A 23481-nucleotide genomic window follows, 5' to 3' on the forward strand; every position below is an offset into this window, starting at 1 on the left:
GCCCGTCCCGGTCGGGCGCGCCGACCGCCACCTGGACGCGGACGGCTCCGCGCTCCGGCAGCGGCAGCGGCGCCTCCAGTGTCATCTCCGCCAGGTGCGGGGCGCCGACGTGCCCGCCGGCGGCGACGGCGAGTTCGAGGAAGGCGGTGCCCGGTGCGATGACGGTGCCGGCGATCGCGTGGTCGGCCAGCCAGGGCTGGGCGGCGCGTGACAGGAGGCTGGTGAACAGCGTGTCCTCGCGCTCGGCGAACTCGACGGCGGTGGTCAGCAGCGGGTGCCCGGCCGGGTCGAGGCCGAGGCCGCGGGCGTCGCCGCGCGGGGCGGCGTTCAGCCAGTAGCGGGTGCGCTGGAAGGGGTAGACCGGCAGGTCGGTGCGGACCCCACCGGGGAAGAAGGAGGCGACGTCGAGCGGGGCGCCCTGGGCGTACGCCGTGGCTGCCGCGGTGGCGAAGGTCTCCGCCTCGGAGCGGCCGGCGCGCAGCACCGGTACGGCGGTGACCTTAGCGGCCGGGGTGCCCTCCAGGGTGCGCCGGGCCAGCGCGGTCAGCACGGCGTCCGGGCCGACCTCGACGAGGACGGTGGCCCCCTCGGCCGCGAGGCGCTCGGTGGCGGCGGCGAACCGGACGGTGTCGCGGATCTGCCGCGCCCAGTAGTCGGGCGAGGTGAGCTGCTCAACGGTCGCGATCTCGCCGGTCACCGTGGAGACGATCGGGATGCGCGGGCGGTGGAAGGTGAGCCCGGCGGCCACGGCCCGGAACTCCTCCAGGATGCCGTCCATGTGCGGGGAGTGGAAGGCGTGCGAGACCGTCAGCCGGTGGGTGCGGCGGCCGGCCGCCTGCCAGTCACGGGCAGCCTCCGCCACGGCCTCGGCGTCGCCGGAGATCACCACGGACGTGGGGGAGTTGACGGCGGCGACGGACACGGCGGACTCCCGCCCGGCGAGCTGGGCGGCGATCTCCTCCTCGGTGCCCTCGACGGCCATCATCGCGCCGCCGGCCGGTGCGGACTGCATGAGCCGGCCGCGGGCGGCGACCAGGACCGCGGCGTCCTCCAGGGAGAGGACCCCGGCGGCGTGGGCGGCGGCGAGTTCGCCGATCGAGTGACCGGCGAGCAGGTCGGGTGCCAGCCCGTGGTGGGACAGCAGCCGGAAGAGGGCCACCTCGACGGCGAACAGCGACGGCTGGGTGTAGGCGGTGAGGTCGATCAGTCCCTCGCCCGCGCCCTCGCCGAACAGCACGTCGCGCAGCGGCACCTCCAGCAGGCCGTCGAAGGCGGCGCACACCTCGTCGAGGGCGGCGGCGAACACCGGCTGGGCGGCGTACAGTTCGCGGCCCGCTCCGGCGCGCTGCGCGCCCTGGCCGGTGAACAGGAACGCGGTGCGGGCCGGGGTGTCCGCGGTGCCGGTGACGGTGTTCGGGGCGCCGGTGCCCGTGGCGAGCCCGGTCAGTCCGGCGAGCAGGTCCTCGGTGCCGGCGGCGAGGACGACGGCGCGGTGCTCGAAGGCGGTGCGGGTCGTGGCGAGCGAGAACCCGAGGTCGGCGAGGCCGGCGCCGGAGCCGGTGACGTGCGCGGCCAGCTGGGCGGCCCGCTCGCGCAGCGCGTCGGGGTCGCGGGCGGTGACGACGTACGGCGCGGGCACGGCGGCGAGGGCGGCGGTGCCGGTCCCGGCCGGCGCGGTGACCGGTGGCGCCTCCTCGACGATGAGGTGGGCGTTGGTGCCGCTGATGCCGAAGGAGGAGACCGCGGCGCGCCGGGGACGGCCGGTCGCGGGCCACGGGCGTTCCTCGGTGAGGAGGGCGACGGTGCCGTCGGACCAGTCGACATGGCTGCTCGGCCGGTCCACGTGGAGCGTCCTGGGCAGCACGCCGTGCCGCATCGCCTGGACCATCTTGATGACGCCGCCGACGCCGGCGGCGGCCTGGGCGTGGCCGATGTTGGACTTCAGCGAGCCGAGGTGGAGGGGGCGGTCGCGGTCGTGTCCGGGGCCGTAGACGGCCTTGAGGGCCTCCGCCTCGATGGGGTCGCCGAGCCGGGTCCCGGTGCCGTGGGCCTCGACGGCGTCCACGTCCGCCGCGGTCAGGCCGGAGTCGGCCAGTGCCTGCTGGATGACACGCTGCTGGGAGGGGCCGTTGGGGGCCGTCAGCCCGTTGCTCGCCCCGTCCTGGTTGACGGCGGAGCCCCGGAGCACGGCCAGGACGGGGTGGCCGTTCTTCTGCGCGTCGGACAGCCGTTCCAGCAGGAGCAGGCCGACGCCCTCGGACCAGCCGGTGCCGTCGGCGCCGTCGGCGAAGGCCTTGCAGCGGCCGTCGGGGGCCAGCCCGCGCTGGCGGGAGAACTCCACGAACATGCCCGGCGAGGACATGACGGTGGCGCCGCCCGCGAGGGCGAGGTTGGTCTCGCCGGAGCGCAGGGAGCGGATCGCCAGGTGCAGGGCGACCAGGGAGGAGGAGCAGGCCGTGTCCACCGTGATCGCCGGGCCGACCAGGCCCAGCTGGTAGGCGATGCGGCCGGACATCACACTGGCGGTGGTGCCGGTCAGCACGCCGCCCTGGACGGACTCGGGGGCGTCGTCCATCCGCGGCCCGTACTCCAGACCGGTGGCGCCGACGAACACGCCGGTGCGGGTGCCGCGCAGCCGCGCGGGGTCGATCCCGGCGCGCTCGACGCTCTCCCACGCGGTCTCCAGCAGGAGGCGCTGCTGCGGGTCCATGGCCAGGGCCTCGCGCGGGGAGATCCCGAAGAACGCGGCGTCGAAGTCCCCCGCGTCGTGGAGGAATCCGCCGTGCCGCACGGAGCTGTGGCCGGGCCGGTCCGGGTCGGGGTCGTACAGGTCCTCGGGCCAGCCGCGGTCGTCCGGGAACGCGGTGATGGCGTTGCCGCCCCCGGCGACGAGGCGCCACAGGTCCTCGGGCGAGGCCACCCCGCCCGGGTAGCGGCAGGCCATGGCGACGACGGCGATGGCCTCCCCTTCGGCGCTCGCCGCCGCCTCGTCCGCGACGGCGGCCTCGCCGAGGAGTTCGGCCTCCAGGAACGCGGCGAGGGCCTGCGGGGTCGGGTGGTCGAAGAGCAGGCCGCCGGGCAGCTTCAGGCCGGTCGCCCGGGCGAGCGCGGCGCGCAGTTCGGTGGCCATCAGGGAGCTGAAGCCGAGGTCCCGGAAGGGGGTGTGCTCGGGCACGCGGTGGCCCGGCTCGTACTCCAGGACCGCGGCGATGTGGGTCTGCAGCAGGTCCTCGACGGTGCGCCTGCGTTCCGACTCGCCGAGCGAGGCCAGGCGGCGGCCCAGTTCGCCGCGCGGGGTGGCGGCCACGGCGGTGTCGGGGGCGGCCTCGGGGACGGGGGCCGGCAGCGGCGCGGCGGCCCCGCGGACACCGCTCACCCAGTAGGGGCGGCGCTGGAAGGCGTACGTCGGCAACGGCACGTGGCGCGCGGACCGGTCGCCGTACAGGGCGGTCCAGTCGGGTTCGGCGCCGCGGGTGAACGCGGTGGCCAGGGCGGCCTGCGCGGTCAGCGGCTCGGAGCGGCCGGCGCGCAGCAGCGGTACGGCGGCGATGGCGGCGGCGTCCGCGGCGCAGTCCTCGGCGAGGGCGGACAGGACGCCCTCGGGCCCGAGTTCCAGGAAGGTGCGCACGCCGGCGCTCTCCAGGGCGCGCACGGCGTCGAGGAAGCGCACCGGACGGCGGACCTGTTCCACCCAGTAGTCGGGCGAGGTGAACTGCCCGGCGGCCACCGGCTCCCCGGTGACCGTGGAGACGACCGGAATTACCGGCTCCGAGTAGTCGAGCGAGGCCGCCACCGCGCGGAACTCCGCCAGCATCGGGTCCATGTGCGGGGAGTGGAAGGCGTGCGAGACGGTCAGCCGCTTCGTGCGGCGGCCCCGTTCCCGCAGCGCGGCGGCGACCTCCTCGGCCGCGTCGGCGTCACCCGACAGGACGAGGGAGCGGGGGCCGTTGACGGCGGCGACGGCGAGCGCGCCCTCCCGGCCCGCGAGGAGCGGCAGCACCTCCGCCTCGGCGGCCTCCACGGCGATCATCGCGCCGCCCGTGGGCAGCGCCTGCATCAGCCGGGCTCGGGCGGCGACCAGGCGTGCGGCGTCGGCCAGGGAGAACACGCCCGCGACATGGGCGGCGGCGAGCTCGCCGACGGAGTGGCCGGCGAGCTGGTCGGGCCGCAGCCCCCAGCTCTCGACGAGGCGGAAGAGGGCGACCTCGACGGCGAACAGCGCGGGCTGGGTGACGCCCGTCTCGTGCAGTGCCGTGTCGTCGGCGACGAGTTCGGCGAGCGGGCGCGGCAGGAGCGGGTCCAGGTGCGCGGCGACCTCGTCGAAGGCGGTGGCGTAGACCGGGAACGTCTCGTACAGCTCCCGGCCCATGCCGGCGCGCTGGGCGCCCTGGCCGGTGAAGAGGAACGCCAGTCCGCCGGGCCGTACGGTCCCGGTGACGACGGAGGCGACGGGAGTGCCGGCGGCGAGCGCGTCCAGGCCGGTGAGCAGCGCGTCGCGGCCGTCGGCGACGACGACGGCGCGGTGGCCCAGGAAGGTGCGGGTGGTGGCCAGCGCCCGGCCGACGTCCTCGGCCGACTGCCCGGGGTGCTCGGCGGCGAAGGCCCGCAGCTTCGCGGCCTGGGCACGCAGCGCGTCCTCGTCGTGGCCGGTGACGATCCACGGCAGCGGGGTGACGGCCGGCCGGTCGGCGGGGCCGGAGTCGGCGGCGGGACGGGCGGGGGCCTCGGAGACGACGACGTGGGCGTTGGTGCCGCCCATGCCGAAGGAGCTGACGCCGGCGATCAGCGCCCGGTCCTCGTCCGGCCAGGGCGTCAGCTCGCGCTGGACGGCGATGCCGAGCTCGTCCGGCGCGATCCGCGGGTGGGGGGTCTCGAAGTTCAGGCTGGCCGGCAGCTGACGGTGGTGCAGGCTGAGCAGCGTCTTGATCAGGCCGGCGATGCCCGCGGCGCCTTCGAGATGGCCGATGTTGGTCTTCACGGAGCCGACCCGCAGCGCGGTGCGGGCCGTGCGGCCACGGCCGAGCGCGGCACCGAGCGCCGCCGCCTCCAGCGGGTCGCCGACGGGGGTGCCGGTGCCGTGCAGTTCGACGTACTGCACCTCGTCGGGGGCGATCCCGGCACGCTCGTACGCCTCGCGCAGCACCGCCTCCTGGGCGGCCGGGCTCGGCACGGTGAGCCCGTCGGTGGCGCCGTCGTTGTTGACGGCGCTGGAGCGGATGACGCCGTAGATCCGGTCCTGGTCGGCCAGGGCCCGGCTCAGCGGCTTGAGCACGACCACGCCGCCGCCCTCGCCGGGCACGAAGCCGTTGGCGCGGGCGTCGAAGGTGTAGGTGGTCCCGTCGGGCGAGAGCGCTCCGAAGCGGGACTCGGTGACAACGTTCTCCGCGAGCAGGTTGAGGTTCACGCCCGCCACCAGCGCGCTGTCGGCCTCGCCGGCGCGCAGGCTCTCGCAGGCCAGGTGGACGGCCACCAGGGAGGACGACTGGGCGGAGTCCACGGTCATGCTCGGCCCGTGCAGACCCAGGTGGTACGAGACGCGGTTGGCGATGACACCGCGGTTGACGCCGGTCATCGTGTGCTGGGTGACGGCCTCGGCGCCGTGCAGGTACAGCAGGCTGGTGTAGTCGTCGCGCAGGGTGCCGACGAAGACGGCCGTCCTGCTGCCGCGCAGGGTGGCGGGGACGACTCCGGCGTCCTCCAGCGCCTCCCAGACGAGCTCCAGCACGAGCCGCTGCTGCGGGTCCATCGCCGCCGCCTCACGCGGGGAGATGCCGAAGAACGGCGCGTCGAACGCGTCGACGGCGTCGAGGAAGCCGCCGCGCCCGGCGCCGAGCGAGCGACCGTCCGGGCCCCAGCGCCCCTCCGGCACGGGGGTGATGGCGTCGGCGCCGCGCGTGAGCAGGTCCCAGAACGCGGCGGGGGAGCCGGCCCCCGGAAGCCGGCAGGACATGCCGATGACAGCAATGGGCTCCGCCCGGTCCCCGGCCGCGCCGCCCTCCCAGGTGGGTTCCGCATGGGTGTCGTGCTCGCTGGTCGTCACTGTCGGGTGCCCTTTCCGTACTGCGTATCGCAACGGTCCAAGACGTCCGCCTGCGCGTTCGGAGCCCGGACGGCTCGGCGCGGCCTGCCACCGACGTTATGTAGCCGGGGTCTTCCGGAGGTCCAACGAGTGATCACGGCCCGGTAATCGGAGCCCGGGCGCCGCATCCCGGTGCCCGGCGTTACCCCTCGGTGAGCCCCGGGTTTCCGTCCTGCGGATAGCTTTTCGGCGTAGTTGTCACCCTCATCGCTCTTTCACTCCTCACTTTCCGGAGGCCAGAAGAATGTCGAACACCGCCACGGCCGTCGAACTCCCCAAGGAGCTGGAGGCGCACCTCGAAAGCTATGTCGCCGCCTTCAACTCGGGTGACGCGGAGAGCGTGAACGCGCATTACACCGAAGCCGGCATCATCGTGTGGGAGAAGGGCAATCCGGTGAGCGGCGCCGACCGCCGGGCCGCCATCACGGAATTCCTCGCCACGATGCAGCCGCACATCGAGACCGACGTGCGCGAGGCGTACGTCACCGGCGACACGGCCCTGCTGGTCGTGGACTGGACCATGGAGGTCAACACGGCGAGCGGCGAGGGCCGCGAGAACCTGCGCGGCGTCGGCCTGGACGTCCTGCGCAAGCAGGCGGACGGCTCGTGGCTGTACGCCGTCGACGACCCGTTCGGCGAGGAGCCGCGCGACTGACGCCGCAGGTCCCAGCGGGCACACGCGAAGAGGCCGGGCTCCCCAGGGGAGCCCGGCCTCGTCCGTCGTGCCGGACGCGGTGCGGATCAGACGGTGATGTCGGCGACCGGACGGTCCACCGCCATCAGCCACTTGCCGTCCTCGACGCGGCGGATGACGTCGGTGCAGGTGCCCTTGATCTGGACCAGCTCACCGTCCTCGCCGGGCAGCCCCAGCTCGAAGTCGACCACGATGAGCGTGACGTCGTCGGCGGTGTAGGAGTGCTTGACGACGGACTTCAGGGTCGGGCCCTTGGCGAGCAGTTCGATGATGCCCTTCCTGCGCGCCTCGCCGGTCAGCGGGCTGCCCGTCAGGTTGGAGATGGCGTCGTCGCGGTACAGGTTGTCGAAGGCCGCGCCGTCGCCGGAGTTGAAGATCTTCAGGAAGACGTCGTTCTGGACCTCCGGGTCATCGGTGAGTTCCAGGCTGTACAGGTCGACGTCGGTGGTCGAGGCGGTCATCTGTCTCCTTCGTGTGATGCGCCGTGTCTGGTGTGTACGACCGCGCGCCGTCGGGGCGCGCGGAGTCATCAGGCGGCCCGCGGGGCGTGGCCGAACTTCCCGTCGAAGAACGTCAGCGCGGCGTCGTCGCAGCCCCGTCGGCAGTCCAGCACCCTGCCGACGAAGATCGTGTGGTCGCCCGAGACGTGCGCGTCCGTCACGTCGCACTCCAGCCAGGCCAGCGCGCCGGCCAGGAGCGGGGCGCCCGTGTGCTCACCCGGAGCCCATTCGACGCCGTCGAACTGCGCGAGCCCGAGGGGGCGCTTCTTGTCCGCGAAGTGCCGGGCGAGTGGCTGCTGTCCGGCCGCCAGGATGTTCACGCCGAAGTGCCCGGCCCCGGTCAGCTCGTCGAACATGACGGCGCTGTGATCGATGGAGACCAGCACGGTCGGCGGAGTGAGCGACACCGAGCTGAAGGCGTTGGCCGTCATGGCGTGGATGTGGTCGCCGCCTACCGTGAGCACGGTGACGCCGGTGGCGAACTGGGACATCACATCCCGCAGCGAAGCGGCCCCGACAGACGTGCGCAGCCCCGTCCGCGAGGCCGCGGGTTCGAGCTCTGCGGATGCAGGAGTCATTTCCCCTCTTCGGATTCGGGTTGAGGGTCCCCTACGCAACAAAGGGGTGGGTGAAAAACGTATCCGCTCGGCACTTTCCCGCGTTCAATCGCCAAGTAATCGGCGGTCTTCGGCCCCGCCCATCACGTCCGATGACCGCGCCATTACCGCACACTGCCGCGCATTCGGTCATGTTGGCCCCATGACCGATGTTTCGAATGCCCCTGCCGAGCAGCCGCAGTTGGCAGAACCCCATCTGGGGGCCGTGCTGGCCTCCGCCGGCCTGGACGCCGAATACGTTAGGGCGGAGGGGAACCTCCTCTATCAGCGGGGCGAGGACGGCCGCGAGGTCGCCGTCGTGGACTACGCGGGCGGATACGGCTCCCTGATGCTGGGCCACAACAACCCCGAGATCACCGCCTACGCGAAGGAACTGCTGGACAGCGGCGTCCCGGTGCACGCGCAGTTCTCCCTGCACCCGGAGGCCGCCGAGCTGGCGCTCGCCCTGAACCGGATCGTCCGCCGCGAGACCGGCGACGACGAGCCGTTCTTCGCCGTCTTCGCCAACACCGGCGCCGAGGCCAACGAGGCCGCGCTCAAACACGCCGAGATGGACCGGGGCGCCCGCCTCGGCGCGCTCCTGGAATCCGTCGGCAGTGGCCTGGACGCGGTGCGCGACGCCGTGCGGGACGGTTCGGCGACGGTGCCCGCCGGGATCCTCGCCCGCTTCGGGGTGGACGCGGACCTCCCGGGTCCCGCCGCGCTGGACGCGCTGATCGACCGGCTCACCGCCCACAACGAGGGCCAGGCCAAGCGCCCCCCGGTCTTCCTCACCCCGGAGGGCTCCTTCCACGGGAAGCTGGTCGGCACCGTCCAGCTCACCCACAACGAGGGGTACCGGACCCCGTTCGGGGCGCTCGCCGCGCAGGCGCGGTTCGTCCCGCTCGACCAGCCGGGCGCCCTGCGCAAGATCGTCGAGGAGGAGCGCGGCACACTGTTCGGCCTGGCCCTCCAGGACGGCCGGGTCCGGCTGTCGGAGCAGGACGCGCCCGTCGTCTGCGCGTTCGTCCTGGAACCGATCCAGGGCGAGGGCGGCATCCGCGAGCTGCCGGCGGAATTCGCCCGTGAGGTCCAGGAAGTCTGCGCGGAGATCGGCGCACCGGTCATCGTCGACGAGATCCAGAGCGGCATGGGCCGCACCGGCGACTTCCTCGCCAGTACGCGCCTGGGGCTGCGCGGCGACTACTACACCCTCGCCAAGAGCCTGGGTGGCGGCCTCGCCAAGATCTCGGTGCTGCTGGTGCGCGCCTCGCGCTACCGCGGCGAGTTCGAACTGATCCACAGCTCCACCTTCGCCAAGGACGGCTTCTCCAACCGCATCGCCCTGAAGGTCCTCCAGCTCCTGGAGGCCGACGACGGCGCCGTGTACCGCAAGGCCGCCGCGCTCGGCGAGCGGCTGCTGGCCATGCTGGGCTCCGTACGGGAGGACTTCCCCGAGGTCGTCAAGGACGTCCGCGGCCGTGGCCTGATGCTGGGCCTGGAGTTCCACGACCAGTCGGAAGCACCGGTCCCCGCGGTCGCCGAGGCGGCCCGGGCCGGCCTGTTCGGCTACCTGATCGCGGGCCACCTGCTGCGCGGCCACCGGGTCCGTACGTTCCCGACCGCCAGCGCCCCCGACACCCTGCGCTTCGAGCCGTCCGTCCTGCTGACGGACGACGACATCGCCTGGCTGGAGAGGGCGCTGCGCGACACCTGCGACATCATCCGGGGCGGCTATCGGCGTCCCCTGGCGCTGCCCGCCGGGTAACGGCGCGACGACCCGCGAGGGCCGGTGGCACGGGGCGCGGATCGCGTCCCGGCCCCGGCCCTCACCCATCCCGGGCTCGGCACACCTGTGCCGGCTGAGCCCCGGCACGGCCCCCGCCCGGTACGCCGCCGGGCGGGACCCGGTGGGGAGACCTCGGGCGGTACTTCGGGGGTGGGACCCGGTGTGGGGATTTTGCGCGGTACTTCGCTCGGTGGGACCCGGCATGGGGCGTCCCGTACGCCGTCGGGCGGGACCCGGCATGGGCCCTCATCCCGTACGCCGGCGGCCGGAACCGACATCGAGCCCTCGTCCGGTACGTCGTCCGGCAGGACCGGCATGGAGGCCTCGCCCGGTACTCCGCCGGCCGGAACCCGGCATCGAGCCCTCGTCCGGTACGTCGTCCGGCAGGACCCGGCATAGAGCCCCCGCGCGTTACTCCGCCGGCCGGAACCCGGCATCGAGCCCTCGTCCGGTACGTCGTCCGGCAGGACCCCGCATCGAGCCCCCGCGCGTTACTCCGCCGGCCGGAACCCGGCATCGAGCCCTCGTCCGGTACGTCGTCCGGCAGGACCCGGCATCGAGCCCCCGCGCGTTACTCCGCCGGCCGGAACCCGGCACCGAGCCCTCGCCCCGTACACCGCCGGCCCGAACCCGGCACCGAGACCCCGCCCCCTACACCGCCGGGCGGGACCCGGCGTCGAGCCGGGTCCCGCCCAGTGGGTTCCTGTGCCGTGCGCCCGGCGTCGCGGTCGGAGCGCCGGGGGTCAGCCCTGCTTGAAGGCCTCGACCAGGCTGGCCAGGCTGTGGGTGGCGTGGCCCTGCGCGACGCGACGCTCGATCAGCGCCTGGATGGAGGCCGAGAAGTCGCTGTTGATGCCCAGCTGCTTGCTCGTGGCCACCAGGTGCTCGATCGCGGCCTTGTTGACGCCGAGGCTGGAGACCTCGGTCTCGAAGCTGGCCGAGTCGATCTCCTGGGCGCTCTGCGGGATCGCCGGGGTGATGACGTGCTCGATCCAGGTCAGGGCGAACGGCGTGAAGGCCTCCGCCGAGACGCCGGCCGAGTTGACGAGGGCCACGGCGTGGAAGTAACCCGCGAGGCTCGACCACAGCAGCGACAGCAGGCCGAGGTCGTAGATCATCGCCACACCGGTGTCCGCGCCCAGGTACACGTTGTTGCCGGCGAGCGGCTTCAGCAGCTCCTCGTGCTCGGCGAAGACCTCCTGGGCGCCCGCGTAGAAGATCAGGGCCTGGGGCAGGCCGATCATCTGCGGAACGGCCATGATGGCCCCGTCCAGGTAACGCACCCCGTTCTGCTCGGCCCAGACGGCGAGGGCGCGGGCGTCCTCGGGGGTACCCGAGGTGAGGTTGATGACCACCTTGCCCTTGAGCTCGGCGGCGGCACCGGCGAGCAGGTCGTTCAGCACCTCGTACGTGGAGACGCACGCCACGACGACCGGGCTGGCCTCGATCGCCTTCCGGATGTCGGCGGCGAAGACCGCGCCCTGCTCGACGAGCGCGTCCGCCTTGTCAGCGGAACGGTTCCACACGGTGGTCGGATTGCCGTTCTTCACGAAGGCGGAGGCCAGGGCGGCACCCATCATTCCCAGTCCGAGGACGGTCACCGGGCCCTGGTTCGTGTTCGACATGTACTTGCTCCTCAATCACTCATCTATCGGGATCAGGACGCCGCCGGAAGCGGTGTCCTACAGGAAGAGGCTGTCGGGGTCGAGGCCGAGCAGCGTGCGGCCGTACACCTCGAGCCCCATGTTGGGGGCCATCAGACCGTGCCGGGACAGGCCCTGAAGGTCCCGGTAGAAGCGCTGGAACGGCGCCTTCCGGGAGAGCGAGCCGGCACCGCTGATGGAGTGGAGCGCCTCGAGTGCCTCCTGGGTGAGCAGGATCGCGGCGCCGGCCTTGCCGCGCACCTCCGCCTTCTCCTCCCAGGTCGGCTGCTCGCCGGCGTCGGCGCGCTCCTGGAGGAAGCCGAGGTAGGTCTCGGAGAGTGCCTCGGCGGCCTCGATCTTGCTGTGGGCCAGCGCGACCTGGATCTGGGTCAGCGGGTGCTGCGCCTGGTCGGTGACGTTGCTGTACGCGAGCGGCTTGCCCTTGACGGTGGCGACGAGTTCCTCGTACGCGGCGCGCGCCATGCCGATGTAGACGGCGACGGACTCGGCGACGACGAAGCTGATCAGGCTGTAGTCGCGCCCCTTGGAGCCGGTGACGGCACTGCCGCCGCTGGTGCCGAGGACGGCGTCCTCCAGGGCGACGACCCGGTGGGCGGGGACGAAGAGGTCCGTCGCGCTGGACGTCGAGCTGCCGGTGGCGATGGCGGCCGAGACGTGCCAGTCGTCGGCGATCGTCAGCTGGTCGACCGGGACCATGGCGTACACCTCCTCGACGTTGCCGTCGGGGTGCTCCAGCTCGGCGGCGAGCAGGTCCCAGTGGGCTCCGCGGACACCGGAGTTGAAGCGCCAGGCACCGTTGAGGAGGTAGCCGCCCTCGGTGGGGACCATCTTCGCGGTCGGGGTGAAGCCGCCGGAGATGCGCACCGAGCCGCCCTTGAAGATCTCCTCCTGGGCCTCGAGCGGGTACAGCGTGGCCATCCAGGCGCTGGAGATCCAGGCGACGGCGACCCAGCCGGTCGAGCCGCAGCCACGGGAGATCTCGGTGATGATCTCGACCTGTTCCTTCAGCGAGAGGTCCAGGCCGCCGAAGCGCTTCGGCACGGCGATGCGGAAGACGCCGGCCTTCTCCAGGAGGTCGATGTTCTCCTGGACTATCCAGCGCTGGTCCTCGGACGCCAGGCCGTTCGCCCGCAGCGTCGGCACGATTTCCCGGACCGCCTTGAGAATGTTTTCCGCTTCAGTGGACCTGACGGCCATCCCGGCTCCTTGGTGGGTTCGGCGGGGGTGAAAGGCATGGGCGCAGGTCAGTCAGCGCCATTGCCGTTTCGGGGCCCGAACAAATTAAGTGAGACCGGACCATCCCCCGGCCACCAGCGAGTAACCGTCCCGTCCCGGCCAAGCTAACCAGACATCCGGCCGCGTGCGGCCACCGAGCGCCCACCGGACGGTAACTCACCGATCTGCGCCAATCTTTAAACCCGTGGAGACGGGCGATTATCAGTCAATGCCAAACGCCGGATCGATTTCGGTCATCCGCAACTAAGGTGATTGTCCGTTCAGGTGACCACAGCAGCGCTTGATTCCTGGACAACGGGACCACGTTGTGTACAAGGGGACTGGAATGAAGCACAGGAAAGAGACAATCTTCGGGGGCGCGCGCACCACACGTCGCGCGATACTCAAGGCCGGCGCCGCCGCGGGGGCGCTGGGCGCCGTCGGTGCCGCCTCCTCCCACGCCGCCTCGGCTGCCGGGTGGGTGGCCGAGACCGGCCGCAGCTACGACGCCATCGTCATCGGCGGCGGTTTCGCCGGGGTGTCGGCGGCACGGGAACTCAACGCCAGGGGCAAGCGCACGCTGATCCTCGAAGCCCGCGACCGCGTCGGCGGCCGGGCCTGGTCGAGCACGTTCTCCGGACTGCCGATCGAGTTCGGCGCGACCTGGATCCACCCCAGCCAGACCCTGATCTGGAACGAGGTCAAGCGCCTGGGCATCGCGACGGTGGACGACCCGGGCCCCGACTTCGCGGTGTTCGCCACGGAGTCCGGCGGCTACGCCAAGCAGGACCTGACCTTCCTCGACCAGCAGGACGCCCTCCTGCGGAAGTTCGTCGAGGGCGCCGAGACGTACCTGCCGCGCCCCTACGACCCCTTCTACCGCGAGGACCTGCTGGTCGACCTCGACAAGCTGACCCTCGGCGACCGGGCGCGCCAGCTGCGGCTGTCGACGCTGGAGATGAACTGGGTGAGCGCCACCACCGGTGCGTACGGCGGCGGCTTCGAGCGCGGCGCACTCACGCAGCTCGCCCACTGGTGGGCGCTGTGCGGCTACAACACCGAGACGTTCCACGGCATCAACGTCACCCGTCCCGTGGGCGGGATGGGCACCGTCATCTCCCGGATGCTCGCCGAGTCCGGCGCCACCGTCGTCTACAAGGCCCCCGTCACCAAGGTCACCGACAGCGGTTCCCGGGTCCAGGTGACGGCGGGCGGTGTGGTGTACGACGCGGCGGCCGTGGTGGTGGCCGTACCGGTGAACACCTGGAACTCCATCAACTTCAGCTCCGGCCTGCCGGCCGAGTTCTCGCGGCTGAGCACCGAGACCGTCGGCGTGCCGACCGCCAAGAAGGTCTTCATCCAGGTCCAGGGCGACATCGGCCGTCCGCTCGTCAACGGCAAGAGCGGCGCACTGCTCGACCTGGTCCTCGCGCACGCCGACAAGTCGTCCCAGGGCACGGTGCTCATCGGCTTCAGCGTCAACCCGAACCTGGACGTCACCAGCGTCTCGCAGGTGCAGAGCGCCGTCAGCGAGGTGCTCCCGGGCACCAAGGTGCTGTCCGTCAAGGGCCAGGACTGGGGCAAGGACGCGTACGCCAGGGGCGGTTGGACCTTCCGGCGCCCCGGTCAGCTGCTCGGCGAGCTGCGTGCCGTCCGGCAGCCGTACGGCCGTCTGGTCTTCGCCGGCAGCGACATCGCGACCGGCTGGGGCGGCTATGTGGACGGCGCCATCGAGACCGGCATCCGGGCCGGCGGTCTCGCGGCCGGCCTGACCACCGCGACGGCCTCCGCGACGAACTGATCCCGGACGGACCCGGACCGGTCGCCCCCCGGGGACGGGGGGGGCGACGGGCATCCGGTCGGTCGAGGGCGATCACGCTCTCTCGGCCGACGCCCGCCGGGAGTTCGGGAACGGACGTTCACCGCGAGTTCGGCGAGCCGACGAGCACCGTGTCGCGACAGCACGCACATTGGAGTTCGGAGCTCGGTGAGAACACCGAGCTGTGAGGCGTCGCGCACAGATCGTTGTGGTATTGGCTCGTATTGTTAGTAGCATTGGTTGCGTTCCCGGCGTATGGGGGGGTGAGCCCTGCGCCGGCCATCGACCATGCTGAGGGACTATGTGGTTCAGGATGTTAGGTCCGTTAGAAGTCATATCCGGGGGGCAGCCCATCTCGCTGGGGGGCAGTAAGCAGCGGGCGACCCTCGGATACCTCCTCCTCCACCCCAACCAGACGGTCCCCATCAGCAAACTGCTGAAGGCCCTGTGGCCCGTCGAAGAAGCACCGATGACCGCGCGCAAGATCCTCCAGAACTCGGTATGGAGCCTGCGCCGGAAACTCGTCGACGGCGTGTCCGTGGACGTGCCCGTGGCGCTGCGCACCCAGCCCCCCGGCTACTCCCTGGACGTCTCCCTCGACCGCGTGGATCTGCACCTCTTCCACCGGTGGGTGCGCGAGGGACGCGCCCGGCTGGAGGCGGGGCAACCCGACGCCGCGGCCACGCTGCTCAGCGACGCCCTGGAGCTGTGGCGCGGTCCGGCCCTCGCCGACCTGACCGAAGCGGGCCTGCTGTGGCCCGAGCTGACCACGCTGCAGAACATGCGGCTGGACGTCCAGGAGGACCTCTTCGAGGCCCAGCTCGCCTGCGGACGCCACTACGCCGTACTCGGCGAGCTGGAGTCGCTGGTGGAGAACGAGCCGCTGCGCGAGCGCGCCTGCGGCCAGCTCATGCGCGCCCTGTACCGCTGCGGACGCCAGTCGGACGCCCTGGGGGTGTTCAGCCGGCTGCGCGCCCGGCTGGTCGAGGAGCTCGGTCTCGAACCCAGCCGGGAACTCCAGCAGCTCCAGCAGGCCATCCTCACCCACGACCCCGCCCTCCAGCTCGCTCCGGCCCCCGGCGCGCCCTACTCCGTGCAGGGAACGGCGGCCCTGCTGCTCGGTCCGGCGGAGACCGCGCCGAAGCCCTTCGGCCCGCGCCCCGTCCCGGACGACCCGGACCCCCTCCCGCCTCAGCCTGCCCGCCGGAACCCGGCCACCCGTCCGCACGAGCCGGATCCGCCGGGCGTCCTGCCCGCCCCTGCCCCGACCCTGGCCCTCGCCGAGTCCCCGCCCAGGCCTCCCGGCGCCGGGCCGCTGCCCGACGGCAGGTCCCCGGCCTCGCCCCGGGTGCCCGTCCAGGGCTCCGGGCCCGGTCCCCAGCGTCCGGCCCTGCGGGCCGTGCTCCCCGCCCCCGCACCGGCCCCGAAAGCGCTGTCGGCCGTCAACGGCCCGGCGCCGAAGAACGACACGGTGGCGCACGCCTCCGCCCGGGACCTGCCGCGGGCGGGCATCGGCACGCCCACCGCCGCCTCCGCCGTACGCCGCGAGGCCAGCCTGCTGCTGGTGCGGGCCGAACCCGACCCCGCCCTCACCGACGCCGGTGAACTCGACGCCCTGATGGACGGGGTGGGCAGCCTGATCCACCAGGAGATCGAGCTGTGCGGCGGTACGGTCGTCTTCTCGCTGCACACGCTCACCCTCGCCCTGTTCCCGGCGGACCACGACGACACCGAGTACCCGCTGCGCGCGGCCCGCGCCGCCACCGCGCTGCGCACCGCCCTGACCGCCTCCGCCTCGGGAACCGAGGGCGCCCCCGTGACCGCCCGCACGGAACTGCGCACCGCCGTCGCGACGGGCGCCGTACTGGTGAGCCAGTCCCTCGGCGGCAGCCAGCCGCCCAGGGTGTACGGCGCCACGGTGAAGGAGTGCGAGGCGCTGCTGGCCCTGGCGACCTCGGACGGCACCCTCGTCTGCGACCGCACGCGCGAGGAGACCAAGGAGCACTTCGCGTACGAGGAACTCCCGGGGACGTCCGACCGCTGGAGGCTGCTCGGACCCGTGGAACCCGATCCCGAGGCGGACGACGACGCCCACCACCGCGAACTGGACCTGCTCCAGGGGGTGATGACCCACAGCAGCCGCTGGTCGCAGCCGCACCTGATCACCGTGCTGAGCGCCGAGGAGGCCCCGCGCCGCCGGATGCTCCGCAAGCTGGAGGAGTTCGCCGCCTGCGCGCTCGACGGGGCGCAGGTGCTGACCTGGAACCGGCAGGACGCCGCCGAGTCCGGCCCCTTCGGCCTGCACCGGCAGATCATCTCCAGGTTCTCCGGGCTGTCGAAGGCCGATCCGCCCTGGGCGGTCCGCCGGAAGGTCAGCGCCGCCGTCCAGCGCCTGGACGCGGGCAAGAGCTGCATCAACTGGCTCGTCGCCCGCTGCACTTCGCTCCTCGAGACGTCGAACCGCTCGCCCGAGCGGCTGGGCGCCGAGGAGTGGCAGGAGGTCTGGCGGTACTTCCTGGAGGCCGTCGCCCATGACGGCCCGATCGTCCTGATCGTGGACGATCTGCACCTCGGGGACACGGCGACCAGAGAACTCGTCGGCCTCATCGCCCGGCTCCCCGGCCGTGTCCCGCTCACCGTCGTCGCGGGCGCCGCTCCGGAGCTGCTGCGGCACGCCGACTGGTCCTCGGACAGACGCTCCTCCACCACGGTGTTGCTCGACGAGCCGTCCGACGACGAACTCACCTGCTCGGACGAGGACTGCCTGCCCGTCCAGTGAGACGGCTCGCCCTGCTGGGTCGTCAGCGTCGACTTCCCCGGCAGAGGTCGGCCCCCTCCGGCAGCCATGCCGCATCGGCACGCTGTCCGACCGCCGCCCGCGCCGCTCCCGGTCCCTATTCCGCCGTCCCGGCACCCGCAGGCTGCTCAGCGCCTGCCTGGACCTGATCACTGATCCGCTGCTCGTAGAGGTGCAAGACCGCGGGCCGGCTGCCCTGGCGTCCCCCACCGGGTTAGGGTGGCCGGAGGCTCCCGTGCGGGGCCGGGGCGGACACGACGGGGGGCTCACCGGTGGGGAGTTGGGGCCTGCGGAAGCCGATGGCCCGGCCGGGGTCCGCGGTGCTGCCCCCGTCGCTGCGCAGGCGGCTCGTGCCGATCGCGGCCCTCGCCGCGCTGGTGGTCGTCGTGCTCGGGGTCTGGTACGCCGGCCACGGCCGGCCCGGCAGGGTGGACCGGTGGATCATCCGGGCGACGACGGACGATGTGCGGCCGCCGTGGCGGTACGTCGCTCTGGCCCTGGACTTCCTGGGGGAGCCCGGGGGAGCGGCAATGCTGGTCACGGCCATCGTGACGGGCTGCCTGCTGCTGCGGCGGCCCCGGGTGGCGGTGTTCGCCGTCGCCGGCGTCGGCGCGAGCGTGGGGGCGGCGACGTTGCTCAAGCACCTGGTGGGACGCACCATCCACGGCGACGGCAACCTGTCCTATCCGAGCGGGCACACCGCCTTCGCCACCGCGCTGTCCTTCGCGGTGGCGCTGCTCGTGAGCGGCCGGCCCGGCCACGGCGGGACGGCCCGCACGTCACTCGTGCTCGCCGCGGCGCTGGTGGCCGGCGCCGCCATGGGCTGGGCGGAGGTCGCCCTGGGCGCGCACTACCCGACCGACGTCCTCGGCGGCGGGTGCACCGCGCTGGTGGTGATGCCGGCGACCGCGTGGCTGGTCGACCGGACGGCCGACCGGCTGGCCGGGCGGAGCGCCGACACCGGCCGGGGAGAGCGCCACTGACGGCACGCCCCGTCACGCCAGACGGCGGAACACGGGCTTCACCGGTCGTCCGCCCAGCCAGGGGGTGGGGTCACCGGCGTCCAGCGCCTTCCGGTACACGGCGCACGCCTGGGCCACCACCTCGACGGTGTGGTCGATGTCGGCGTCGCTGAGCGCGCTGCTCACCACGAAGGACGGGGCGAGCACCCCGCCCGCGAGGAGCCGGCGCAGGAACAGGGTGCGGTACGGCTGCGACGGCTGCCCGTTCTCGTCGAGCGTGGCGAAGACCAGGTTGCTGGCCCGGCCCCGGACGACGACGTGGTCGCCGACGCCCATGGCGGCCGTGGCGTCCCGGACACCGGCGGCCAACCGCTCGCCGAGCGCGTGCAGCCGCGCGGTGACACCCTCTTCGACGTAGGTGGTGAGCACGGCCATCGCGGCTGCCAGGGAGTGCGTCTCCGCACCGTGCGTGGTGGACAGCAGGAACACCCGGTCGCCGGAGTGACGCAGCCCGCCCCGCTCCATCAGCTCGCGGCGCCCGGCGAGCGCCGAGACGGCGAACCCGTTGCCCAGCGCCTTGCCGAACGTGGAGAGGTCGGGGACGACGCCGTACAGGCCCTGGGCGCCCGCCTCGGACCAGCGCAAGCCGGTGATCATCTCGTCGAAGATCAGTACGCAGCCGTGCCGGTCGGCCAGCTCGCGCAGCCCGGCGAGGTACCCGGGGGGCGGCTCGGTGTGCGTGGCGGGTTCGAGGATCAGGCAGGCCACCTCGTCCCGGTACCGGGTGAGCAGCTCCTCCGTGGCGGCCAGGTCGCCGTAGGGGAACGCCACGGTGAGTTCGGTGGTCGCTGCCGGGATGCCGGCGGACATCGGCGTGGTGCCGATGAACCAGTCGTCGACGGAGAAGAACGGATGGTCGGCGCAGAGCGCCACCCGCGGGCGCCCGGTGACGGCGCGGGCGAGGCGCACCGCGGCGGTGGTGACGTCGGAGCCGTTCTTCGCGAACTTCACCATCTCCGCGGTCGGCACCGTCGCCAGGAAGCGTTCCGCGGCGTCCACCTCCACGATGGACGGGCGGACGAAGTTGGCGCCGCGGTCGAGTTCCCGCCGCACCGCCTCCGTCACGCGCGGGTGGGCGTGGCCGAGGCTGACCGACCGCAGGCCGGAGCCGTACTCGACGTAGCGGTTGCCGTCGACGTCCCACACGTGGGCGCCCCGGCCGTGGCTGATGACCGGGGCCAGGTCCTCGGGGTACTGGTCGTCGCCCTTGGCGTAGGTGTGCGCGCCCCCGGGGATCAGGGCGTGCAGCCGCTCGTTCGCCGTCCGCGACCGGGGCAGGCGGAACTCTTCGCTGTCCAAGCCGGCTTCACCCTTCCGTGTGCTTCAGGACCTCGGCGAGGCTCGGCGCCTCCCGGTCCCGCTGGGACATCGATGTGACCGGCAGCGGCCACGGAATGGCGAGCTCCGGGTCGTCGAAGGCGATCGTCACGTCCTCGGCCGGATCGTGCGGGCGGTCGATCCGGTAGGAGGTGTCAGCGGTGTCGGTGAGCGCCTGGAAGCCGTGCGCGCACCCCGCCGGGATGTACACGGTCGCCTGAGTCTCGCCGGACAGCTCGAAGAAGGCCCGGCCCAGATAGGTCGGCGAGTCCGGCCGCAGGTCCACGACGACGTCGAAGATCCTGCCGTACGAGCACCGCACCAGCTTGGCCTCGCCGGTACCGGAGCGCAGGTGCAGGCCGCGCAGCACGCCCCTGACCGAGCGGGACACGCTGTCCTGGACGAAGGCGTCCGGGTCGAGGCCCACCGAGCGGACCACGTCGGCGTCGAAGGTGCGGCAGAAGAAGCCGCGTTCGTCGGCGTACGGCGTCGGCTGGAACAGGTACGCGCCGGCGATCTGCGGGACTTGGGTCGCTTTCATGGGGCCTCTCGCTGGGTGTGGGTGCGGGCCGGGAACAGGGCCTCGGTCAACTCGCCGAACTGGTCCTGGAGCTGCCGGGCCGCGAGCCGGTTGCGTTCGGCGATGGTGCGCCGCAGCAGCGCCGAGTTCCTCTCCAGCGACCGGAACTGTTCGAGGAGCCGGTCGGCGTCGACCTCGCGGGCGGGGTGCCGGTACGCGCCGAGGCCCATGCGCTCCATGAGGGCGTCGCTCTTGGTGGCGTAGCAGAGGGCGAGCGTCGGGGTACCGGCCTTCAGCGCGCAGATCAGGTTGTGGTAGCGGATCGCCACGACGGAGTCGGCAGCCGCCGTTTCCTTCATCAGGTCGTGCAGCGAGGCCACTTCGGCGGCGGTGACCAGCGGCGAGTCCACGGCGTCGAGGATCGCGGCGACGACCGGCGCGTCGACCTGGTCGCCGGTGAGCAGCCGGACCGGCCTGCCGTCGTCGACGAGCGCGCGGACGAACCGGATGGTCCCGTCGAGGTAGCGCCGGTGGATCTGCTCGGCCCGGGCGCGGTCGTCGTCGCTCCCGTGGAAGTTCATGACCCCGACGCAGACCGTGCCCGGCGTGGCCGCCGTGCCGGCCGGCGTGCCCGTCTCCGGCGCCGGCAGGGAGAAGGCGAGGTCGGGGTAGGCCCGGTCGCGCGTGGTGTCCACACCCATCGCCCGCATCGCGTCACGGGAGGGTGTGTCCCGGTACGAGCGGTACGCGGCCAGCCGCGCCGACCAGCGCACCAGGGCCCTGGTCGACCGGTTGCCGATCGGGGCGGCGCCCACGCTGACCAGCGCCACCTTGGTGCCGAGCAGGCGGCCGGACGCGCAGAGCAGGAACAGCGCGTACGGGAAGCCCCAGGGCCGCAGCGGCAGGGTGGCCTCCAGGACACCCATGCCCGGCACGATCACCACGTCGTGCCGGCGCACCCAGGCGGCGGTGCGGAAGGCGTCGACGAGTTTGCCCAGGGCCTTGGCCCCGATGGCGCCGGCGCGTGACGCGGTCCGGTACTCGCCGCGGTACCAGTGCAGCCGCGTCGCCGGGATCCCGAACCGGGTCGAGACGGCCTCGGGGCCGCCGCACAGCGCGTCCACGACCGCTTCCGGGTGCTCGGCGCGGAGGTAGCCGAGGACGGCTTCGAGGGATCCGTCGTTGCCGAGGTTGCCGGAGCCGAGCAGGCCGAACACCCCGACCCGTACCGGCGTCACGCCTGCCTCCTCTCGCGCCCGGCGACGAGGTCGTCGACCGAGACGGTGAGTCCGGCCGGGTCGACGGGGGCGCGGTCCTCGACCCGCTCGCCGGCGCCGGGCCGGACCCGGCTGGTCATCCATGCGGCCAGGTGGCGGTAGCAGGCACGCCGGTCGGACCCGGACAGCGGCGCCCGCTGGATCGCCGAGACGAAGCCCCAGACGTACTCGGCGAGCAGCCGCGGCGTCGGGTGCAGCGGGCCGGCCCGGCGCGGGTCGAGGTTGACGCAACGGGCCCGCTTGGAGGGGTTCGCCCGTTCGGCGCGGGTGGGGTGGTCGCGGCGGAAGTAGAGCAGCTCCGGCACCTGGTGGAAGGGCCCGTGCAGACCGAGTTCGCAGACGAACGTGCGGTCGGCGTGGTGGTAGCTGTCCATCGGCTTCACCCGGCGCAGCACATCGGCTCGGATCACCCCGTAGAAGTCGTCGCCGCCGGGCTCGAACAGCATGCTGCGGAAGCGCTCCGGCGCGTGCGGCGAGTCGGTGGCGAGCGTGTACTCGTAGGGCACCTTCACCTTGCCGTCGGCGTCGATGACCGCCTGGTCCGCGTGCGCGAGGATCACCTCGGGCCGCTCGTCCAGGGCCTCCACGCAGCGCCGCAGCAGGTCCCGGCCGTACAGGTCGTCGTGCGACGCCCACTTGAACAGCTCACCCCGGCACTGGGTGAACACGTAGTTGTGGTTGGGAGTGGCGCCGACGTTGCGCGGCAGCCGCAGGTACCGGACGCGCGGGTCCTGCGCCGCGTAGGCGCGGCAGATGTCCTCGGTCCCGTCGGTCGAGGCGTTGTCCGAGACGACCAGCTCGAAGTCCTCGTAGGTCTGGCCGAGCAGGGCGTCGAGCGACTCGGCCAGGTACTCCTCTCCGTTGTACACGGGCAGGCCGATGCTCAGCCGGGGGCGCGGGGTCATGAGGTCCTCACTTCGCGAAGGGTGTTCTGGTGGTGCTCGCGCAGGGCGGACCGCAACTGGAGCCACCACAGGGCCGAGCCGAAGAGGGTCGCCGCGGTGACGCCCCAGGCGGAGCCGACCGTGCCGGCCGCGGCGGCTCCGCCGAGTCCGCCGCCGACGTAGCAGGCGGAGGCGAACAGCTGGGCCCGCAGGCTGCGGGGGGCCGCGCCGAGCGCGCGCAGCCCGGCTGCCGCGCCGGTGCCCAGTCCCGCACCCGCGACGGCGAGCGTGACCGGGACGATGAGCCGGGAGGAGGAGTCCCACACGCCGCCGAGCACGAGCTCGCCGAGCCGGTCCGGCACCAGCAGCAGCGCGCAGCCCCACAGCAGCGCGGTGACGGCCTGCCCGCCGCCCAGCAGGAGGCAGAACGAGCCGAGGCGGTGCGGGGCCCGCCGCAGTACCCGGGCCGCCTCCGGGACGGTGACCAGCGACAGGCCCATCAGCACGGCCATGAACGGGCCGAGCAGCAGTTCGGCGCCCCGGACCACGCCCACCGCGCCGACCCCGACGATCGCGCCGAGCCCGTACGCCCGCAGCTGGCTGGCGCCGCTGTTGCTGACGTTCTCGACCAGGTACCGGGCACCGAGGTCGCGGTGCGCGCGCAGCCACTCGCGGGCACCGGCCGGGCGGGGCCGGATGCCGGACTGGAAGCAGCCGTACACCGCGGCCACCGCGGCGGATCCGCCCCAGGCGAGCACGAAGGCGGACACGCTGCCCACGCGGGCGGCCATCACCATGGCGGGGATCAGCGCGACGCCCCACACGAGGTCGTTGACGAACGCCTTCCGCCCGGCGCCGGCGGCGAAGAACGCGAACCGCCACGCGTCCTGCAGCAGCAGTCCCGGCAGGACGACGCCGAGGCAGGCGAAGGCGGGCCCCACACGGCCGCCGACGCCGAGGCCGGCCACCAGACACGCCGCGCCGAGAGCGGCACCGGCGCCGAGCGCGGCACCCGACGCCCTGGCCACCGCCCCGCGCCAGGACGCGTCCGGCACACCGCTGAAGCGCACCACGAGCGGGTCGGTGGCCACCCCGCGGGAGACGTTGAGCACCACGCCGTAGGTCACCCAGGCGAGGCTGAACACGCCGAAGGCGGTCACCCCCAGCGAGCGGGCGACGTACATGCCCACCACGAAGTTGGACACGCTGGAGGCGGCCTGGTCGGCCAGGCCCCAGGACAGCCGCCCGGCGACGGCCCGCCGGGCGGTCGCCGCCCTCGGCCTCGTCTTCTGCCCCTCGGTGGTCATC

15 protein-coding genes are annotated in these 23481 nt (G+C 73.1%); 5 read left to right on the forward strand and 10 right to left on the reverse strand.

Going from position 1 to position 23481, the window contains the following annotated elements:
- Positions 1–5950 (reverse strand): beta-ketoacyl synthase N-terminal-like domain-containing protein (locus ABZV94_RS17090; protein ID WP_356341182.1); only part of this gene is annotated, 5950 nt, incomplete at its 3' end.
- A 373-nt stretch (positions 5951–6323) separates the two neighbouring features.
- Between ABZV94_RS17090 and ABZV94_RS17095 the strand changes: the two genes are divergently transcribed.
- Positions 6324–6734 (forward strand): SgcJ/EcaC family oxidoreductase, encoded by a 411-nt coding sequence (locus ABZV94_RS17095; RefSeq protein ID WP_356341136.1) that lies wholly within the window; start codon positions 6324–6326, stop codon positions 6732–6734.
- An 86-nt stretch (positions 6735–6820) separates the two neighbouring features.
- Here ABZV94_RS17095 and ABZV94_RS17100 read toward each other — a convergent pair whose 3' ends face one another.
- Positions 6821–7234, reverse strand: a complete 414-nt coding sequence (locus ABZV94_RS17100) for a nuclear transport factor 2 family protein (protein ID WP_356341137.1) — start codon at positions 7232–7234, stop codon at positions 6821–6823.
- 68 nt (positions 7235–7302) lie between these two features.
- A complete protein-coding gene (locus ABZV94_RS17105; protein WP_356341138.1) occupies positions 7303–7764 on the reverse strand; it encodes a flavin reductase family protein in 462 nt (153 codons plus the stop codon).
- A gap of 268 nt (positions 7765–8032) precedes the next feature.
- Here ABZV94_RS17105 and ABZV94_RS17110 point away from each other — a divergent pair, with 268 nt between their 5' ends.
- Positions 8033–9637, forward strand: coding sequence for an aminotransferase class III-fold pyridoxal phosphate-dependent enzyme (locus tag ABZV94_RS17110; RefSeq protein WP_356341140.1), 1605 nt, complete (start codon positions 8033–8035; stop codon positions 9635–9637).
- Positions 9638–10401: 764 nt separating this feature from the next.
- On the opposite strand, the gene ABZV94_RS17115 is transcribed toward ABZV94_RS17110, so the two are convergent.
- On the reverse strand, positions 10402–11283 hold the full coding sequence (locus ABZV94_RS17115) for an NAD(P)-binding domain-containing protein (RefSeq protein ID WP_356341141.1): 882 nt from the start codon (positions 11281–11283) through the stop codon (positions 10402–10404).
- Positions 11284–11340: 57 nt separating this feature from the next.
- Positions 11341–12519: an acyl-CoA dehydrogenase family protein gene (locus ABZV94_RS17120; protein ID WP_356341143.1), complete on the reverse strand. Its 1179-nt coding sequence runs from the start codon at positions 12517–12519 to the stop codon at positions 11341–11343.
- Positions 12520–12883: 364 nt separating this feature from the next.
- Here ABZV94_RS17120 and ABZV94_RS17125 point away from each other — a divergent pair, with 364 nt between their 5' ends.
- The 3 genes from ABZV94_RS17125 (at position 12884) to ABZV94_RS17135 (ending at position 18136) form a co-directional block, all read left to right on the forward strand.
- Entirely contained in the window at positions 12884–14338 is a 1455-nt protein-coding gene (locus ABZV94_RS17125) for an NAD(P)/FAD-dependent oxidoreductase (protein WP_356341144.1), read from the forward strand.
- A 487-nt stretch (positions 14339–14825) separates the two neighbouring features.
- Complete coding sequence (locus ABZV94_RS17130) at positions 14826–17135, forward strand: BTAD domain-containing putative transcriptional regulator (protein WP_356341145.1); 2310 nt, start codon at positions 14826–14828, stop codon at positions 17133–17135.
- 317 nt (positions 17136–17452) lie between these two features.
- Positions 17453–18136, forward strand: coding sequence for a phosphatase PAP2 family protein (locus tag ABZV94_RS17135; RefSeq protein WP_356341147.1), 684 nt, complete (start codon positions 17453–17455; stop codon positions 18134–18136).
- Positions 18137–18148: 12 nt separating this feature from the next.
- On the opposite strand, the gene ABZV94_RS17140 is transcribed toward ABZV94_RS17135, so the two are convergent.
- The 5 genes from ABZV94_RS17140 to ABZV94_RS17160 are packed head-to-tail and all read right to left on the reverse strand — an operon-like array spanning position 18149 to position 23480.
- On the reverse strand, positions 18149–19474 hold the full coding sequence (locus tag ABZV94_RS17140) for a glutamate-1-semialdehyde 2,1-aminomutase (protein WP_356341148.1): 1326 nt from the start codon (positions 19472–19474) through the stop codon (positions 18149–18151).
- Between the two features lie 7 nt (positions 19475–19481).
- A complete protein-coding gene (locus ABZV94_RS17145; RefSeq protein ID WP_356341150.1) occupies positions 19482–20033 on the reverse strand; it encodes a dTDP-4-dehydrorhamnose 3,5-epimerase family protein in 552 nt (183 codons plus the stop codon).
- Positions 20030–21250 (reverse strand): polysaccharide pyruvyl transferase family protein, encoded by a 1221-nt coding sequence (locus ABZV94_RS17150; RefSeq protein ID WP_356341151.1) that lies wholly within the window; start codon positions 21248–21250, stop codon positions 20030–20032. The genes ABZV94_RS17145 and ABZV94_RS17150 overlap by 4 nt, the downstream gene beginning before the upstream one ends.
- Positions 21247–22194 (reverse strand): glycosyltransferase family 2 protein, encoded by a 948-nt coding sequence (locus tag ABZV94_RS17155; protein ID WP_356341152.1) that lies wholly within the window; start codon positions 22192–22194, stop codon positions 21247–21249. Before ABZV94_RS17155 ends, ABZV94_RS17150 begins: the two co-directional genes overlap by 4 nt.
- On the reverse strand, positions 22191–23480 hold the full coding sequence (locus ABZV94_RS17160; protein WP_356341183.1) for a hypothetical protein: 1290 nt from the start codon (positions 23478–23480) through the stop codon (positions 22191–22193). Before ABZV94_RS17160 ends, ABZV94_RS17155 begins: the two co-directional genes overlap by 4 nt.
- Position 23481 lies beyond the last annotated feature (1 nt).

Origin of the sequence: Streptomyces sp. NPDC004658, from assembly GCF_040609555.1 — a bacterium.
Classification (GTDB): Bacteria; Actinomycetota; Actinomycetes; order Streptomycetales; family Streptomycetaceae; genus Streptomyces.

Coding starts and splice junctions, on each gene's coding strand:
- ABZV94_RS17095 (WP_356341136.1), top strand. CDS start 6,324: ATGTCGAACACCGCCACGGCCGTCGAACTCCCCAAGGAGCTGGAGGCG.
- ABZV94_RS17100 (WP_356341137.1), bottom strand. CDS start 7,234: ATGACCGCCTCGACCACCGACGTCGACCTGTACAGCCTGGAACTCACC.
- ABZV94_RS17105 (WP_356341138.1), bottom strand. CDS start 7,764: ATGTCCCAGTTCGCCACCGGCGTCACCGTGCTCACGGTAGGCGGCGAC.
- ABZV94_RS17110 (WP_356341140.1), top strand. CDS start 8,033: ATGACCGATGTTTCGAATGCCCCTGCCGAGCAGCCGCAGTTGGCAGAA.
- ABZV94_RS17115 (WP_356341141.1), bottom strand. CDS start 11,283: ATGTCGAACACGAACCAGGGCCCGGTGACCGTCCTCGGACTGGGAATG.
- ABZV94_RS17120 (WP_356341143.1), bottom strand. CDS start 12,519: ATGGCCGTCAGGTCCACTGAAGCGGAAAACATTCTCAAGGCGGTCCGG.
- ABZV94_RS17125 (WP_356341144.1), top strand. CDS start 12,884: ATGAAGCACAGGAAAGAGACAATCTTCGGGGGCGCGCGCACCACACGT.
- ABZV94_RS17130 (WP_356341145.1), top strand. CDS start 14,826: ATGACCGCGCGCAAGATCCTCCAGAACTCGGTATGGAGCCTGCGCCGG.
- ABZV94_RS17135 (WP_356341147.1), top strand. CDS start 17,453: ATGGCCCGGCCGGGGTCCGCGGTGCTGCCCCCGTCGCTGCGCAGGCGG.
- ABZV94_RS17145 (WP_356341150.1), bottom strand. CDS start 20,033: ATGAAAGCGACCCAAGTCCCGCAGATCGCCGGCGCGTACCTGTTCCAG.
- ABZV94_RS17155 (WP_356341152.1), bottom strand. CDS start 22,194: ATGACCCCGCGCCCCCGGCTGAGCATCGGCCTGCCCGTGTACAACGGA.
- ABZV94_RS17160 (WP_356341183.1), bottom strand. CDS start 23,480: ATGACCACCGAGGGGCAGAAGACGAGGCCGAGGGCGGCGACCGCCCGG.